Annotated in this window: 13 protein-coding genes and 1 tRNA gene; 8 read left to right on the top strand and 6 right to left on the bottom strand. The window is 50.1% G+C overall.

Annotated features, from left to right (window positions below):
• Window positions 1-2: 2 nt before the first annotated feature.
• Complete coding sequence (locus tag MWU62_RS13850; RefSeq protein WP_247115462.1) at window positions 3-920, bottom strand: OmpA family protein; 918 nt, start codon at window positions 918-920, stop codon at window positions 3-5.
• Window positions 921-1,129: 209 nt separating this feature from the next.
• Here MWU62_RS13850 and pyrC point away from each other — a divergent pair, with 209 nt between their 5' ends.
• Both pyrC and rnt read left to right on the top strand, forming a co-directional pair.
• Window positions 1,130-2,161 carry a dihydroorotase gene (gene pyrC / locus MWU62_RS13845; protein WP_247115461.1) on the top strand — a complete coding sequence of 344 codons (1,032 nt, stop codon included), beginning with the start codon at window positions 1,130-1,132 and terminating at the stop codon, window positions 2,159-2,161.
• Between the two features lie 41 nt (window positions 2,162-2,202).
• Window positions 2,203-2,862: a ribonuclease T gene (rnt, locus tag MWU62_RS13840; RefSeq protein WP_200365532.1), complete on the top strand. Its 660-nt coding sequence runs from the start codon at window positions 2,203-2,205 to the stop codon at window positions 2,860-2,862.
• A gap of 71 nt (window positions 2,863-2,933) precedes the next feature.
• Here rnt and MWU62_RS13835 read toward each other — a convergent pair whose 3' ends face one another.
• Window positions 2,934-4,919, bottom strand: a complete 1,986-nt coding sequence (locus MWU62_RS13835) for an SDR family oxidoreductase (protein ID WP_247115460.1) — start codon at window positions 4,917-4,919, stop codon at window positions 2,934-2,936.
• A gap of 373 nt (window positions 4,920-5,292) precedes the next feature.
• On the opposite strand from MWU62_RS13835, the gene MWU62_RS13830 reads away from it, so the two are divergent.
• Both MWU62_RS13830 and MWU62_RS13825 read left to right on the top strand, forming a co-directional pair.
• Window positions 5,293-5,592, top strand: a complete 300-nt coding sequence (locus MWU62_RS13830; protein ID WP_247115459.1) for a hypothetical protein — start codon at window positions 5,293-5,295, stop codon at window positions 5,590-5,592.
• A gap of 58 nt (window positions 5,593-5,650) precedes the next feature.
• A complete protein-coding gene (locus MWU62_RS13825; RefSeq protein WP_247115458.1) occupies window positions 5,651-8,503 on the top strand; it encodes an insulinase family protein in 2,853 nt (950 codons plus the stop codon).
• Here MWU62_RS13825 and MWU62_RS13820 read toward each other — a convergent pair.
• Window positions 8,490-9,125: a TIGR04282 family arsenosugar biosynthesis glycosyltransferase gene (locus tag MWU62_RS13820; RefSeq protein WP_247115457.1), complete on the bottom strand. Its 636-nt coding sequence runs from the start codon at window positions 9,123-9,125 to the stop codon at window positions 8,490-8,492. The two genes, MWU62_RS13825 and MWU62_RS13820, sit on opposite strands and share 14 nt — an antisense overlap.
• Complete coding sequence (locus MWU62_RS13815) at window positions 9,112-9,831, bottom strand: TIGR04283 family arsenosugar biosynthesis glycosyltransferase (RefSeq protein WP_247115456.1); 720 nt, start codon at window positions 9,829-9,831, stop codon at window positions 9,112-9,114. Before MWU62_RS13815 ends, MWU62_RS13820 begins: the two co-directional genes overlap by 14 nt.
• An 86-nt stretch (window positions 9,832-9,917) precedes the next feature.
• On the opposite strand from MWU62_RS13815, the gene MWU62_RS13810 reads away from it, so the two are divergent.
• The 4 genes from MWU62_RS13810 to MWU62_RS13795 all read left to right on the top strand — a co-directional run bounded on the left by MWU62_RS13810 (window position 9,918) and on the right by MWU62_RS13795 (window position 11,125).
• A tRNA-Arg gene (locus MWU62_RS13810) sits at window positions 9,918-9,994 on the top strand.
• Between the two features lie 294 nt (window positions 9,995-10,288).
• On the top strand, window positions 10,289-10,546 hold the full coding sequence (locus MWU62_RS13805; RefSeq protein ID WP_247115455.1) for a hypothetical protein: 258 nt from the start codon (window positions 10,289-10,291) through the stop codon (window positions 10,544-10,546).
• Between the two features lie 15 nt (window positions 10,547-10,561).
• Window positions 10,562-10,777, top strand: coding sequence for a hypothetical protein (locus MWU62_RS13800; protein WP_247115454.1), 216 nt, complete (start codon window positions 10,562-10,564; stop codon window positions 10,775-10,777).
• A 192-nt stretch (window positions 10,778-10,969) separates the two neighbouring features.
• Window positions 10,970-11,125, top strand: a complete 156-nt coding sequence (locus MWU62_RS13795) for a hypothetical protein (RefSeq protein ID WP_247115453.1) — start codon at window positions 10,970-10,972, stop codon at window positions 11,123-11,125.
• A gap of 731 nt (window positions 11,126-11,856) precedes the next feature.
• On the opposite strand, the gene MWU62_RS13790 is transcribed toward MWU62_RS13795, so the two are convergent.
• On the bottom strand, window positions 11,857-13,797 hold the full coding sequence (locus MWU62_RS13790) for an NERD domain-containing protein/DEAD/DEAH box helicase (protein WP_247115452.1): 1,941 nt from the start codon (window positions 13,795-13,797) through the stop codon (window positions 11,857-11,859).
• Window positions 13,798-13,858: 61 nt separating this feature from the next.
• Window positions 13,859-16,720: a DEAD/DEAH box helicase family protein gene (locus tag MWU62_RS13785; RefSeq protein ID WP_247115451.1), complete on the bottom strand. Its 2,862-nt coding sequence runs from the start codon at window positions 16,718-16,720 to the stop codon at window positions 13,859-13,861.
• Window positions 16,721-16,722 lie beyond the last annotated feature (2 nt).

Below are 16,722 nucleotides of genomic sequence, written 5' to 3'. Positions count from 1 at the left end.
ACTTAACCTGAAGTAAAGCCACCGTAGCCATTAGCCTGCTGCATTCCGGGGCGATCACCCTCGCGTTGTAAACGGATAGTAGTACGCCGGTTGTCGGCAGGACGTCTGGATACAGGGTACTGATCACCGTGAGCCCTTACGGTGATTAGATCTGGATCTATCCCACGGCTTTTCAAATAGTCAGCCACCACGTTGGCGCGCTCTTCAGACAAAGCCCGGTTATCAATGCGACTTCCAATTCTGTCGCTATGCCCATCAACAAACACCCGCTCCACCGTGGAATCCGCCATCAGGTAGGCCACAATGTTGTCGAGCAACTCCATATCGGCTGCAGACAAGCGCTTGCTGCCACTGGCAAACGCCACTCTCGAACGACCTATCTGATCAATATTCACCGGCAATAAATTCGCAGCGCACGCGCGATAGAGCTGGTACTGGCCGTTGAAATTAACGTTAGACACCTGCACCCGAACGGGGCTGCCGTCGTACCAAGAGGCACGGGTAACAGTAGGGCGCATGCCCTCCAAAAGACTTTGCGCAAGAATCACAGACTGTCGGGCCTCCAGAGATACCTGCCTGCGCCCATCCGATACATCAACCATACCCACAGGGCGTGGAGCCACGCCTGGCCGCCATGCCGGTGCCTCAACAACTAGGGAACCTTGTCCAGGGCGCATTAGATGGAATTCGGATTCCAAAAAAAATGACAAATCCTCACCTGCCCGGTGCCGGAACACGGCTCGCCCGAAGCCCGGAACCTCATGCACCAATGAGCACTCGAAAACAGATTCAGCAAGATACCACTGGCTATTCGTAATTCCGGCGCCATAGCTTCCCGCCCAACTTGCACTGGGCAAAAGGAAGCCAAATGCCAGCGCCCCCAGCCGGTACCGCATTTGCTTAGTGAAAACCTGTGCCATAACAGTCATACCGTTGCTTCACGGATGTTTCGTGGTTTCCATGTTTAACGGCACAGCCCCGGTGTTCTTTAATCAAACACAGGAAAAACAATCACCCGCGCCTTCTGCTATAATCTGCCAAATTTTTAAGGGCCAAAGTACCTTCCAAAGTGAAGGCGCCTTCAACGCCTCTTATCCCAGCTATTTGAAAGTATTTCGGAAACCAGCCCATGACCGAACAACTTACCCTTGTGCGCCCCGACGACTGGCATCTCCACGTTCGCGACGGCGATGTGTTAAAAGACGTCGTGCCCGCAACGGCGGCCTGTTTTGGCCGCGCGATAATCATGCCTAATCTTGTCCCACCCGTAACTAACGCCTCTGAAGCCTCGGCGTACCGGGATCGAATACTGGCAGCGGCCAAAGGCACGGGGTTCCGGCCCTTGATGACACTCTATCTCACAGAATCTACAACCCGTCAGGACATTCTTGAAGCAAGCGCCGAGGGTGTTGTGGCGGCCAAGCTTTACCCGGCAGGCGCTACCACTAACTCTGCATCGGGTGTGCAAGACATTCGCAATATCTTTCCTGTACTTGAAGCCATGGCCGAGTGCGGCATGCTGCTGCTTGTTCATGGCGAGGTTACCGATGCGGATATCGATATTTTTGACCGGGAGAAAGTCTTCCTCGAACGAGTGCTCTCCCCCACGCTGGAAGCCTTCCCTAGCCTTAAGGTTGTTCTTGAGCATATAACAACGGCAGATTCCGCAGAGTTTGTGCGGCACTATCAAGGCAACAACCTTGCTGCAACGCTTACGCCCCAACACCTGATGTATAACCGCAACCACATGTTAGTCGGTGGCATACGCCCGCACCTGTATTGCCTTCCAATCCTCAAACGTAATCGACATCAACAAGCCTTGAGGGATGCGATTGCAAGCGGCGATAAGAGGTTCTTTCTAGGGACGGACTCCGCACCTCACTCGAAAGACAAAAAAGAGGCGGCATGCGGCTGTGCAGGATGCTATTCCGCATACGGCGCGATTGGCTTGTACGCGGATATATTTGAAGAATTAGGCATTCTTAACCAACTGGAAGCCTTTGCCAGCTTTAACGGTGCGGACTTCTATGGCCTTCCACGAAATACCGACACCATTACTTTGGTGAGAGCCCCATGGACCATGCCAGACGAATTACCACTGGCCGGTGGTACCATTGTTCCACTGAAAGCTGGCGAAACCATTAACTGGCGCCAAGCGTAACTCACCCCAACTTACTGAAAACGGCCAAGACCGGAGCTTTAGTGACTGAAGAAAACCGACAATCGCACCCCATGTCCCGCAGATTTCGCGGCTTTTTACCCGTTGTTGTTGATGTAGAAACAGGCGGGTTTAATCCGGAACGTGATGCTCTGCTGGAAATAGCTGCGGTGATGCTCACCATGGACGAGGACGGTCGCTTACACCGTGCCGAAACGCATTTGCAACAGATTGACCCGTTCGAAGGCGCCAATCTTGAGCAATCCGCGCTGGACTTCACTGGCATAGACCCGTGGAACCCGGATCGGGAGGCTGTTCCCGAGCGAGAAGGCCTTAGCGAGATCTTTCGCCCAATCCGCAAAGCGGTGAAAGCGCACGATTGCAAACGTGCCGTGCTGGTGGGACACAACGCAACTTTCGACCACAACTTTGTATTTGCAGCTGCACAGCGAGCAGAGATTAACCGCAACCCGTTTCATCCCTTCTCTACCTTCGATACAGCTACCCTAGCGGGCCTGGCCTACGGCCATACAGTGCTCGCACAAGCCTGCAAGTTGGCTGGCATTCCGTTCAGCAACAAAGAAGCCCATTCAGCCGCTTATGATGCGGAAAAAACAGCCGATTTGTTTTGCGGCATCGTTAATCGCTGGCTGGACTTGGGCGGGTTTCCGCCGCCTTTTATGATGGACGAAAGCGAGCAATAATCTCGCCTAACACACACAAAAAAACCCGCAGAGCGGGTTTTTTTGTTTCATTGCTTTAGTAAGTACTTCGCTTACCAGTGGATGCCTCGCATCACTGCGGCGAATGCCACCTGTTCTGTAGACACCTTGGGCTTATCAGTAGGCTTGCCACCAGCAGCCTGAGCCGAGTCCGGGAACATGCGGTAGCCCGTGTTCATAACGATCTCACCCACCTTCGGTGCCAGTGCGTGCAGTACCTGAGCAGTAATACCAAGGCGTGTAGCGACTCGCTTGGGGCGATCAATGATTGAGTTAGTCACCAAGTCGGCGGCCTCTTCCGGCGAAAGCGTCGGCACGGAGTCGTAGATCTTGGTAGGGGCAATCATCGGAGTTTTCACCAACGGCATGTTGATGGTGGTAAAGGTTACGTTACGATCCGACCATTCAGACGCAGCACACCGGCTAAACGCATCCAACGCCGATTTAGACGCCACATAGGCCGAGAACCGGGGTGCGTTGGTCAGTACACCAATGGACGAAATATTCACCACATGCCCACGGCGGCGCTCCAACATGGAAGGCGCAAAGCCCATAATCAGGCGCACTGAACCGAAGTAGTTGAGCTGCATGGTGCGCTCAAAATCGTGGAAGCGATCAAAAGACAACGACAGTGAACGGCGGATGGAGCGGCCTGCATTATTCACCAACACGTCTACATGACCGTGATTATCCAGAACGGTTTTCACAAACCGGTCACAATCTTCCATATCGGAAAAGTCACACTGATAGGCGTGCACATTACCGCCTCTTGCTTCCAAAGATGCACTCACCTCATCCAACGTTTCTTTTGTGCGGGCGCCAATCACCAAAATAGCGCCAGCGTCTGCAAGCTTTTCAGCCGTAGCCAAGCCAATACCGGAGGTCGCGCCGGTTATTACACACACCTTGCCACTAACCGTGCCCTTCAACGTGCGATCTTTGAACAGGTCGGGGTCGAGGTTGCGCTCCCAGAAATCCCAGATTACCGGCGCATAGTCCTCAAGACGGGGCACTTCAATCCCCGTTCCCTTGAGTGCTCTCTCGGTTTCACGGGCATCAAAGCGTGTGGGGTAATTAATGAAAGACAGCACAGAGCGAGGAATTCCCAAATCATCCAGCACTGCGCTTGTGATCTGCTTAACCGGAGGGAGGTTCTTCAGGCTCTGGCGGATGAATGGCGGAATAAACCCGAACATGCGGGAATCAATACGCATACCCATCTTGGGAGCGTGACCCGCCTCGCAGAAAATATTGAGAATCTCACCCACTTTATAGGGGTCGGTATCCACAAGGTGGAAGCAATTTCCGTCCTCGCCTTCAAGGTGGGCAATGTGATCCATTGCATTCACCACAAAGTCGACAGGAACAACGTTCAGCCGACCGCCTTCAACACCAATTGTTGGCACCCACTGAGGCAGAGTACGACGAATCTTCTGGATCATTTTGAAGAAATAGTAAGGACCATCAATCTTGTCCATTTCTCCGGTTTCTGAATGGCCAATCACCATCCCCGGCCGATAAATGCGGAAGGGCACCTTGCATTCTTCACGCACGACCTTCTCGGATTCATGCTTGGTCATCAGGTAGGGGTGATCCAGTTTCTCCGCTTCTTCAAACATATCTTCGCGGAAAATACCCTTGAACAGGCCAGCTGCAGCGATAGAAGAAACATGGTGAAAGTGCTTTGCCTTCATGGCTGCAGCAGCATTTACTGCTGACCGGGTGCCTTCGATGTTCGTGGCCTGCTGTGCTTCTTCATCGGCGCCCATGTCGTAGACAGCCGCGAGATGGAAAAAGTGATCTACCTTTCCTGCCAAGGCTTTTAGCGTTTTGGCATCAATACCCAGATTCTTACTCGTGAGATCACCAACAACAGCCTTTACACGAGACTCATCGACACCCCAACTTTCTCTTAGCGCATCAAGCTTACCTTGAGACTGCTCTCTTACGAGCAGATGCACGGTACCGCCACGCGCCAACAGTTTTTCCACTAGAAAACGACCAATAAAACCAGTACCACCGGTCAGGAAATAATTCATTGATAATCCACCCTGCTTGTTGCTCTATTGTTGTCTATCCATGCCGACCATCTTAGACCAAAGTCTTACGGCAACCCATAAAGGACGGCATTGTACTTAATTGCAACTTTCATGTATCGGAATTATTTAGAGCTTTTACTCTGCAACCCTTTGTTTTTGTTAGAGCTATTACTCTAAAACTATTTTGGACGACTGTATTTTTACCCGACACAACGCAATTTAGACTAGCACAGTAATTCGCCCGTGCCTCACCCCAACGGTGAATTACGGCAAAGCAATGAAACAACCTGCGAGCAATGCGATAATCCGGAACTTGTAGCCCATTCAGGCGTCAACACTTCATCAAGACCAAACAATACCCGGAAAAACTAGAATGCAAAAAGATAACCCGAACACTGATCGCTATATCACCATTGCCCGCGCCTGCCTGAAAGCTATCAACGACACAGCATCAGATTCCGGAAGCAGGGAGCAAAAAATTCAAGCGGTTTATCAAGCCATAGACAGTGCCTTTCAGGCTGAGTTTGCGGATTACCGCCAGTCTGTCGCTATTATGGCGTCTGTACTTGAGCGCATTGCCTCTGGCGAACTGGATGCTGAAAAAGCGTCAGATCTCGCCCGTAAAACCCTTGATCAACAGCCGAAAAGCACGCGCGACTCAAAGATGCACTGAGCATTAATCTGTATCGCACATTAACTTTTCAGGCTCCCAAACGGATACGAGAGGCCCTATGTCCATAAGTTCGCCCAAGAACCTTTTTACGCATTCGCTAGCCGCAAAAGCGCTCGCGCTGCTGGTATTGTTCCTCGCCAGCACTCTTTCCATGGCGGCACAAACACCAGACAAGAGCCCGAACGACAACAACGAATACAGGTTCATAGAACTGGACAATGGCTTGCGAGCTATTCTGGTATCAGATAAAAGCGCGGACAAAGCTGCGGCTTCCATGAATGTGGCCGTTGGCAGTGGTGATGACCCGAAAGAGCGAGAAGGCATCTCGCACTTTCTGGAACACATGTTGTTTTTGGGCACTGAAAAGTATCCTGAACCCGGCGAGTACCAACAGTTCATCAAAAGCCACGGCGGCAGCCACAATGCCTTCACAGCGTTTCGAAACACTAACTACTTCTTTGATATTCAGGCTAACTATCTCGAAGCAGCGCTGGACCGCTTTGCCCAGCAGTTTGCCGCACCACTGTTTACCGCCGAACTGGTAGACCGGGAACGTAATGCTGTTCATTCAGAGTTCAGTGCTAAACAAAAAGAGGATGGCCGTCGTTTTTATTCAGTCAAAAAAGCCACCAGCAACCCTGAACACGCATTTCATCAGTTTGCTGTAGGCAACCTCACGACACTGGAAAATACCGAAGCGAACCCACTTCGGCCCGACCTGATCGAGTTCTGGAAAACCCATTATTCCGCCAACCTGATGACGCTAGCCGTTTATGGCCCCCAGCCGCTGAACACACTTGAATCGATGGTACGCGCGCGCTTTGAGGCCATAGAGAACCGTAACCTAAAACCCAGGGTTCACAGCGCGAGCCTACTTGAAGACCATAAACTGCCCGCAAAGGTAACGGCTGAAGCCATCAAAGATGTTCGCAGTTTGTCACTGTCATTTCCCATTCCATCCCAAAAGGAAAACTACCGCACGAAACCTGCCAGCTACCTTGCCAACCTGCTTGGTCATGAAGGGCCGGGAAGCCTATTCGATGTGCTCAAAAGAAACGGTTTGGCTGATAGCCTCTCTGCAGGCCTTGGAATGGATACCGGCGAAAACGCCACATTGGACATCAGCATTGCGCTCACCCCAGAGGGCCTCGACAGGCATGAGGAGATCCTGCCTCTGGTGTTCCAATACATCGACATTATCCGTGAACAGGGCATCAGCCAACAGCGCTTTAAAGAAATGCAGCAGTTGGCGCAAATTGACTTTCGTTTTCGTGAGCAAAGTGAACCCATGCACGAGGCCATGCGACTATCGAGCCAGCTTCAGGATTATCCTGCTGACGATATTCTCAGCGCGCCTTGGTTGATGGAGCGCTATGCGCCAGAACAGTACAAGGCCATTCTTTCCCGGTTAACGCCGGATAATTTAATGGCCTACTTGCTGGCGCCTCAGCCTGAACTGACAAATCCAGAATATACTCAATGGTATGAAACGCCCTGGCAACTTGAACCCTTGAACGCCGAGCTACTCCAAAACAATGCACCCAGCGCATTGAGTGAAGCGCTTCGGCTTCCCTTGCCAAACCCGTTTGTACCTGAAAACCTTGCCATGGTTTCAGGCAAAACCATGAGCAAACCCGAGCGCTTGGGCAACCAAGACGGCATTGCGATTTGGTTTGCCCGGGATACCCGCTTTAACACGCCCAAGGCCAACGTATTTTTCAGCCTGCGCACCCCAGCCGTCCGCGTTTCTGCCCGCAGCCACGTGCTCACACGTCTACTGGTGGATAACATCAACAACAACCTGAATGCATGGGCTTATTCCGCCCGCCTTGCGGGGTTGGATTACAGCATTTATCCACACCTGCGTGGCATTACCGTGCGTGTAGGCGGATACAGCGACAAACTCCACACACTGATGAACCGTATTCTTATGCAGGTAGCAACGCCGGAGGTTACCCGGCAGCGGTTTGATATTGCTCGGCAGAATCTTATAGACAGCCTGCAAAACAAAGCAAAAGATCGCCCAGTGGCTCAGACCTCGGAATTCATTCAGTCGGCCTTGTTGGAAGACACCTGGAGTACCGAAGAAAAGCTTCAAGCAGCCAAAGAAGTGACCTTCGATGAGCTTATGTCTTTTGCGGATGCGCTGCTTTCAGAAGTAGACCCGGTGCTGTTGGCCCACGGCAATATTACAGAAGCTTACGCCCTCAATCTTGCCCAACAAGTTGACGCAATCGTATTGGGTAAGAGTGAGCTTGTAGAGGTTGAACGCAGCCGCATGCGGAAGCTACCAGCCAACGAGACGCTGGTATCCTTGGATGTAGAGCACCCGGATACCGGTTACACGCTTTACACTCAGGGTAAAGACACCGGCTTTGAAGAGCGCGCCCGCTTCCGCCTACTGGCCCAAATAATAAGTAGCCCGTTTTACGAGGAAATCAGAACCACCCGCCAGCTTGGCTACATTGTTTACGCCACACCGTTTGAAGTACTGGAGACTCCGGCATTGGGCTTTGTAGTTCAATCACCGACCGCAAGCCAGAGCGACATTGACCAAGCAGTTCGCGAGTTCTCAGAGGGTTTCGATAAAACCCTCAGTACCCTAGGCGAAAAACGGTTAAATCGTGAAAAACAGGCCGTAATCAGCAAAATTTTGGAGCAAGACCGCCAGTTGGGCGAGATATCAGGGCGCTACTGGCGCGAGATCGACCGTGGCTCTGATAACTTTGATTCCCGCGAGCAACTCGCAAAAGCTGTTAAAGCCGTCAGTTTGGAAGAACTAAAAACCACCTTTGAAGGCGCTGTATTAAACAGAGATAGAGCACTGCGCGTAGTAACCGGAGGCGATGGGTTGAGTGCTGATGAAGCTCGCGCCCTAATCCTCCAGCAGCCCCCCGTTACTGCAAGGTAAGCTGAAAACGCGCCCAATCCTGCGGCTCATCCACATCCCAACGGGGCTCCAGCAAACCAACGCTGAGCCCCATTTTTTTGATTTGCTCGCAGGTTTGTTCCAGAGCGCTATCGGTACCCCATGCAACACCATCGAGCATGTGCGGAACCACCCGGCGAGCGCCGATGAGCACATAACCGCCGTCGTCTGACGGGCCCAACACCACATCATAGTCTTCCAGACAAACCACGGCCTGCAGAACATAGCCCGGATCAACGGAGGGGCAATCACTGCCTACAATCAGTGCCAAACGGTGTGACTCCAACCCAGCTGCAAGGGCATTGAGCATGCGATCACCCAAATTCACACCTTCCTGAGTTCGTTGCTCTATGTCTCGCTGTTCAATGGCCTGCACAACCTCTTGTGCAACTTCCGGAACGGGCTCCAACTCTCTGTCCCACCAGAATTGCACAGTAAGACCAGAATCGTTCAAGTTTTCCAGCACTGCAAGCGTGAGCGCCACGTGCGCATTCAGAGCGCCTGAAACACCAAGCGCAGGGATAAGGCGGGTTTTTACTCGACCAGCTTCCGGCCATTTGGCGAATTGCATCACCACTGCATTAGCAGCTTTAATCTTTGCCATTGCGAATATCCGAACGGTAAGCGTGGGCGAGTTTTTCTGGTGATTCACCGCGCCAATAGCGCCAGCGCAAACGCCACATTAAAAAGATGGTGCGCCAAACGCCGCCCTGCTCCCAACGGCGGCTATCCGTTGTAACCGGTTCTCGACTGCAAAAGGGGCGGGACACCAACCCGAGCTTACGAGTAAATTCAATATCTTCCATAATAGGCAAAGGCTCAAACCCGCCCAAAGCCTCAAACACTTCTATGCGCACAAACAGCGCTTGATCGCCCGTGCAAATGCCCGTTAACCGCGAACGCTGGTTCATAAACCAGGCAATCACACGGAACATCACACCCCGGCCGCTCAGGCGCACATCAAAGCGCCCCCATGCTTTGTCGCTGTGAACAAACTTACTCAGCTCGCTCAATGCACTTGAGGGAAGCCGGGTATCCGCGTGCAAAAACAACAACACGTTATTTTTCGCATCTGGCTTCACAACAGACGCGCCAGCATTCATCTGAACGGCCCTACCTTTCTCCGATTGAACCACCCTATCCGCAAGAGGCTGGGCCAGTTTGGCCGTGCCATCGGTGCTGCCAGCATCCACAACAATAAGCTCATGGCCAGCAGCACGTAACGGCTGCAGCGCTTCAAGCGTTGCCACAATGCTGGCTGACTCCATCCAGACAGGTACTATGACGCTTAACGAAAAGAGTTCAGACAAACGCCACTCCCAAACTAACAGAAAACACGGCAACACCTTGAGCCACAAGCTTCAGGCCGTTATCATACCGACCTTCTAAAAGAAGCGCCTCCGTAGCTCATCTGGATAGAGCGTCCCCCTCCTAAGGGGAAGGTAGCAGGTTCGAGTCCTGCCGGGGGTACCACCACATCATTAAAATCAAATAGTTAAAGATAAAAACACAGCAAGCCCACCAACCTACCCCTCAACCCAAAAACGATCAATTTTTAGCCAAAACCTTTCACCCCCAGCCACATAAATTTTATGACTTGGCGACCGCCGTTTTTCAATAGGGGCGATATCTCTCTGTTTTGGCAGATATTCAAGCACACGGTCCGGCAAAAATCTATTTGCTTGCTAGAACGACGAAATGGGGTAACGTCGAAATAGGTCTCGAATGTCGTGACCAATTCAATGAGCAAGCAGAGGATACTCCAAAATGATGAAACACTTGATTGAACAGATTACCGACCTGCTCAAACAGGCCAACGCTCTGGCGGAGACTCTCGAAAACTTCGAGCTGAGCAAAGCAGAAGTGCGGGTGTCGTGCACGGACGGCACCAGCCTTGTGATCGGCGACAATCTCCAGAACTACAGCGATGGCACTACCGGTGACAGCTCTCTGTCAAAGCTGACTCCAGCGACCGCCAGGGCGGCGAACCAGCTGGGCACTATCAAAAAGAACGTATGGTTCTGAGCGGAGGGATTCAACATGGATTTCATGAAAAAGACCCAGAACCTGGCCGCCACGCTCACCAAAGAGTTCAATTGCGAAGAGATCAATCTCAACGTCCAGATGCGACGGGGAGAAGATTGGATTACGCTCGATCTCTTCCAGAATTCTGAAGAGCCGAATAGGTTCTACGCAACCGTTGACTACTCTTGCAGTCAGCAGTTCCTGGGCGGTGTGGGCAGAACCGTTCACTAACTCTCAAGCCCATCCTCTTCAGAACTGAATCATGTGAGGATGGGCACAATTTCTGAATCGCAAGGAGTGAGCACTGGCTCAAGAACCCAGCCCCGGTGCGCCTGATCTTTTTGATTTAAAGTCATTTCTTCTCGGACAGGGCCACACATGCTAGCATTGAGCATGATAACAATGTGTAAAAAGGATCTCCCGATGATCAAACTGATAATGGCTGCTCTACTTCTTATTTCACCTTCGGTGTATGCTCTTGAACCCGGCGAGCTCCCAGGACCAACATCAAGTGATGGCGGCCCAGGTGACACGGCACCTCTGCCCCCAACAACCAGCGATGGTGGATGGGACGGCTAAACAGCGCTACCCCCATCCTGGCAGTCATCTTCTCAATGCGAGATGCTGCCTGTCAGGGCCCCAAAGTACCCTGCACGATAGAATTAGAAAGCCATGTTAGACACCCCACCCACATATATTCCCCGATGAAGGCAATTACTGAAATCCCGTCGATCAAAGACATTTGCTCTGGCCGCAAGATAGACCTACCACATAAGGCTGGCCTCTATGCCTTTTGGTGGATTGGGGAGCGCGACACGCTACTGAGCTCAAACCGATCCATCATACTCAAAGGACCAGGAGGACGTTTGGTCAATGTCAGTTACGGAGACTGGTGGCCGGCTGAGCTAGCCTATCCTTGCCTGTACGTGGGAAAAACCACCAACATCTGAAAAAGATTCTTACTCCACCTAAAACGAGGCTGTAGCGGGCGGCTGCACGATTACTATCCTGAGAACCACAAAACACCTCCCAAGACAACATCCTGCCAAGTCCGCTGGGGCATCGAACATATATTTCCAGAAACGGACGAGCCACTAGAGATTATTGAGAATTCCGTTGGATTCTCTTACCGCACTGATTTCGGAGAGAACGACGTTGCAGAACGTTTTTTCCAAGAGGACCTTTTAATTGGCACCTGGCAGCCATGGTTCAATATAGATTCAGAAAGATAAGCTTACATGGCCGAAGTGCTCCTCCACTAGAATACTAAGGCCATTTAGACTGAATCACTCTATAGTTGACCCCTCTCCTTACAGCATAGCCTTCTCTAAGAAATCAGAACAAGCATTCATTCTTCCAACATCATAAACAACTAGATCTTCTGCGGAACGAGTTATCGAAGTATAAACAACCTCCGGATCATCATCTTTCAACATAACGTAAAAAACAGCTTTCGACTCCAGTCCTTTAAAGCTATGAATAGTAGAAAACTTTATAAGACCACTGTTAGAATAAAAAAAGTTTTTCTTAACACGCCTTATCCGCTCAATTTTAGACTTGTTATCGTTTATAATTTTTTCCAAATCAGACTCTGCCATAGACTTCAACCTTTGTTTCGGAACATCTACAGCTGACTCAAGCTCTTCATAGTCCTCAAACATACAATGCGTTCTTTCACGCCGCTCCCAGTAATCATTAAGATCTCGAATGACGTGGACATGGGAGCTCAAAATTACAACATCATTTGGGTGTAGATCATATTCAGACATATAGTTTTGAACCGACTCAAACACGTCATCGTACCAACCTTCCTTAGATATGGGAACGTATTTCAAAAGGCCGTAACTTAACCCAACTTGAGACATTTCAGAGTCGTATAACTCAGAGTCAGCGTATTTTTCTATTAAAAATTTAGATTGAAAATCTCTAAACAAACTATTCAGGGGTGAATTGGAATCAATTCTGTATGATCTATTCAACTTAATCCATTTCCCAAAACCCTGAGCAATAACCCGAGCCCGGTCAGAGTGGCGATGATATATGTCTTGGGCCTCATCCCCAAAAAGAACCATTTCGCCGTCTTCTTCCAGAAAATTGTCCCTGATAATTTTAACCCACTCGGGCATGTAGTCCTGAACCTCATCCAGGACAATAGTTTTATATTTAATGGTTAAAAGTCCCGAAAAAACATCCTGAGAATACAAACCAGCTAAACCATGCTCATCAATTAACATCGCCATATCTTGGCCAGTGTTGTTTATCTGAGAATTAAAGAACTGATGGTAGTTTGTAATTTCAAGAAATTCAAAATCCCGACACCCCTTTAAATCGCTTATTTTATCCTTTATGTAATTTTTGAGAGTTATATTAAAGGTTAGAAGAAGCACTGGTGAAATATGCCGCTCAGCTGCATTTATCGCTCGTTGAGCCATAACAGTTGTTTTCCCACAACCTGCGACGCCCTTAACCTTCTCCATCCTAGGTCCACTAAGAGTAATTGGATATTGATTTTTATCAAAATCTATTTTCAAACCCTGACTCAGGGTGTGCTTGGGCGGAGCAAGCCTTCTCTTAAAGTCAAAGTAGACATCGTCATCAAAAAGAACATGTGTTGATTTACTTTTTATCTTTTTGATGAGGGATTCCAACTGGTCACACCCTATAGAAATAAACCTATCCCTCTTTATTTGCTTTGACTTTCTATCGAGAAAATCTCTTGACTTGCTATAAACTTCAAAGCTTATTATTTTTTCTAAAAACTCTCTGTTTTTTATATCTTTTTCTTCGTTTATTTCCGATTCCGCCTTATCGTAAATCAGGTCAACATCAATATTTTTAGATTTATGAAAATATACAAAACAATCAACTAGATTGAAAAAATTCTTATTCCTCAAAGAAGCGAGCCCAACCACGGGAATGTGCAAATCATATAAGTTTTTCTTGTACCTAAATGCTTGCGCATGCGGAGATCCTATCCTATTGTATTTTTTTCCATCAAAAACTTTCCAAGAGTTACTTTTATCGATACTGTAAGAATCAAGATCCCAATCCTTAATCTCTACAACAAAGACAGCAACACCCTTTTTAAGGATAATTACATCTGGACGATCCCCATCTAGGTAGGGGTTAAAAAACACTTCATAAGTATCGTCTAGGTTATCTTTTAAAAAACTAACGAGCGCTAATTCCCCATCAGTCGGCTTAACTTTCAATCTTTGGATATTTTCAAAATCAGGATAGACTACAGCCACAACACAAGATTCCTTATCCTTTGTTATTTTCATACAGGCAAAATTGAGTGCCCGTTTCCATCTACTTAGATGCCATAATACTTTTCGCCCCCTTTCTCGCATGCGCACCAATAACATCCCGAATCTGGCTAGGATCGAACACGGTATCAAAGCACCAGGAACCGAACCCTCCCTGCTCGTTAACCGCCTTGATCCATGTATCCATCGCTGCACGCTTGGCCCGGTTCTGCTCTGAATCCTGGCCCTTTACTTCAAGAACCAGAGTCTGTCCGTTCTTAAGTCGAATCAGATAGTCGGGCACAAAGTTACGGGACGAGCCATTCCAGAGATATCGAACTTTAAAGCCAAGATGGTCATTTTTAGCCCAAGTTTGAATCGACTCATCCTTCTCACAGATGTCCGCTACCGGTTTTTCCCAGGTACTGTCATACACTACATGGCTGATCTGTGAACGCTCGGTCGGCCGGCAGGGTTTGGTAGTCAGCCATGGACGCATTTGTGAGGTCGCGCCAATCGGTTGGTGCTCGTCAAACAATGCCTCCAGGCGCTCGACGTTCTGCTTGCTCACGAAGCGGTTTACATGGGTAACCACGTTGTCCATGTTCAGAGCAAACAACAATCTGCGACGCACCGGGTCCTGGTGCCAGAGGCTTGGGATATCGAGTTTGTCTGACTCCAGGAATTGCTCAACAATTCGAATCAGCTGCACCGCCAGATACTGCTTATCTCCTTCAAAACCGTCGCTACTAGTCAGGAAAAGCTTTCGTGCGGCCCGAAAGATCAGGTGTTGCAAGCGGAAGTCTTCTACTGCCTTCTCAAGGTCGATCTGAGAAACCTGCGCAAGATTTGGAATACCAGTCAACGCAGGGGCAATCTCGGCGTTGAGCGGTGTCTGAGCAGGATCCAGGGTTAAAGGCTCCACTGCGCTCCAATCCATCTTCAGTTCAGGTTTCAGAACGGTCTGAACGCGGTCAATATTTGGCCAGCGTATTTCGAAGTGGTTTCTGCCTGGCTCCACTTCAACACGCACACTCGGTTTCGGTGGCGGAGGTGTTTCGCCACCCTCACCGACCTCCTGAAATATCGAAAGCGGCACGCCGAACACATTTACATACTCAGGAATAAACTTACCACTCTCGTCCATGTCGTGAGCGACACGGCGTAGACCACGACCAATCACCTGCTCACAAAGCAGCTGGCTGCTGAATGCTCTTAGGCCCATGATGTGAGTTACGTTAGCTGCATCCCAGCCTTCTGAAAGCATGGCTACCGAAACCACGTTCTGAAGATTCTGTCCCGGCTTACCACGCTTACCTACTGTATCGACCAATGCTCGTAGCTGAACCTCTTGTTTCTCCTTCAGCAGGGCCTCTTTCTTATCAGCGGGCAAACCGGATGCCTCTATAATTTCCTCAAGCCGAGCAACGTAATCTTTATCCTTCGTGATGCTCTCACCACGCTCTGCTTTTTCCAGAACCTTTGAATCCACGCGTAAGGTGGCCTTTGGGTTCTGGGTGCCAGAAATCAGGCAATCACCGCTGTTGAAAAAATGTTCGATACGGGAAGCAGTTTCCGTCCTGTTACAGACAGTAAGCAGTACGGGCGGGATGGTATGGCCATTTTCTTCCCAGCTCTTTGCCGTCTCCCGCCAGTCATAGGCAAGGATCGCATAGGCTTTCTGGACCAGATCCGGAAGTGGATCGGTGGGCTGAGCTCTCCTGGCCAAGTCCTGCTTGACACCGTCATCGCGATAAATGTGGTAAAGCTTGCTAGCATAGGTCTTCGCATCAGGCAATGCATCATCCCGAACCACGATTCGAGGCGTTTTGACCAACCCCGCCTCAATCGCATCGTTCAACCCAAAGTCCGAGATGATCCACTCAAAGAGCCCTTTCTCAGTGTTCTTTTTGCCGGTCGGAGAAAACGGCGTCGCCGTCACATCGAAGCAGCGACGAATGCGGCGGGTTTTATGAATGCGATCCAGCCCCTCAATCCATCGAGTCGCTTCCTCCAGATCGATCCCCATTTCCTCCGCTTCTTTCTTACTGACCTTCACTTCAGCTTTCTGGCGGTATGCGTGATGGGCTTCATCGTTGATGACCAGGATGTCTTTAAAGGAAGCCAGCTTGCCAAGTACCCGACGGGTGAAAGCTTCATCGCTTTCCTTGCCCTTTTTCACTACAGAGCGAGTTTGTTCCTTCAACGGCATGAGGCTATGCCAGTTCTCTATCACCAACGCTACCTGGTTCAGCTTTTGACGCATTGCTTCGTTAGGGCATAAGACAAACTCGTCGTAAACGTTGTTTTCATTGCCTGGGTGCAGAACCTGAAGTCGGCTTTTCACCGTCAGACCAGGGGCCACCACGAAAACGGCTTTGGAGTACCGCTTGTCTTTCGGATAGGTGATTGCGTTGAGGGTTTGCCAGGTGATAATCAGCGCCATCAAGGAAGTTTTACCAGACCCGGTAGCCATCTTGTTGCAGATACGCTCCCACGGACCGCCATCACCTTGGAAAAAGATACCTTGTCGGAATTCCTCCGGAGCCTCCAACCACCAGATCAAGGACTCGATGGCTTCAAGCTGACAATAGTAAAACGGGTATGGTCTCGGACCACCGTTCCAGCGTTTTGAGTCGGGATCCCACTCACCTCTGGAATACCAGTGGTTGAGCAACTCTCGGGATACGCTAGTTACGCCTGGCCAACCGGCATCGCGCCACTCATCAACGCGCTGGCGGATCCGGTTGACCGTTTCCAGTTCCTCTACCCGTCTGGTGTTGTTACGAGGGTCGTAAAGCTCGTAGGCGGCAGGTCTTCGCCCATCAACTACCCCAGCAACCCGGCCATTGTCGTCCTGAGACCAGTATTGGTTGGGCTTGTCATAAGGTGAATTGATCACCAGGGAATTCGGTTTATCAGCCATGA

It is taken from the genome of Marinobacter sp. S6332 (assembly GCF_023016045.1).
In the GTDB taxonomy this organism is placed as follows: domain Bacteria; phylum Pseudomonadota; class Gammaproteobacteria; order Pseudomonadales; family Oleiphilaceae; genus Marinobacter.
Note: the sequence above shows the minus strand (reverse complement) of the source record. Positions and strands in the feature narration are given on the sequence as shown.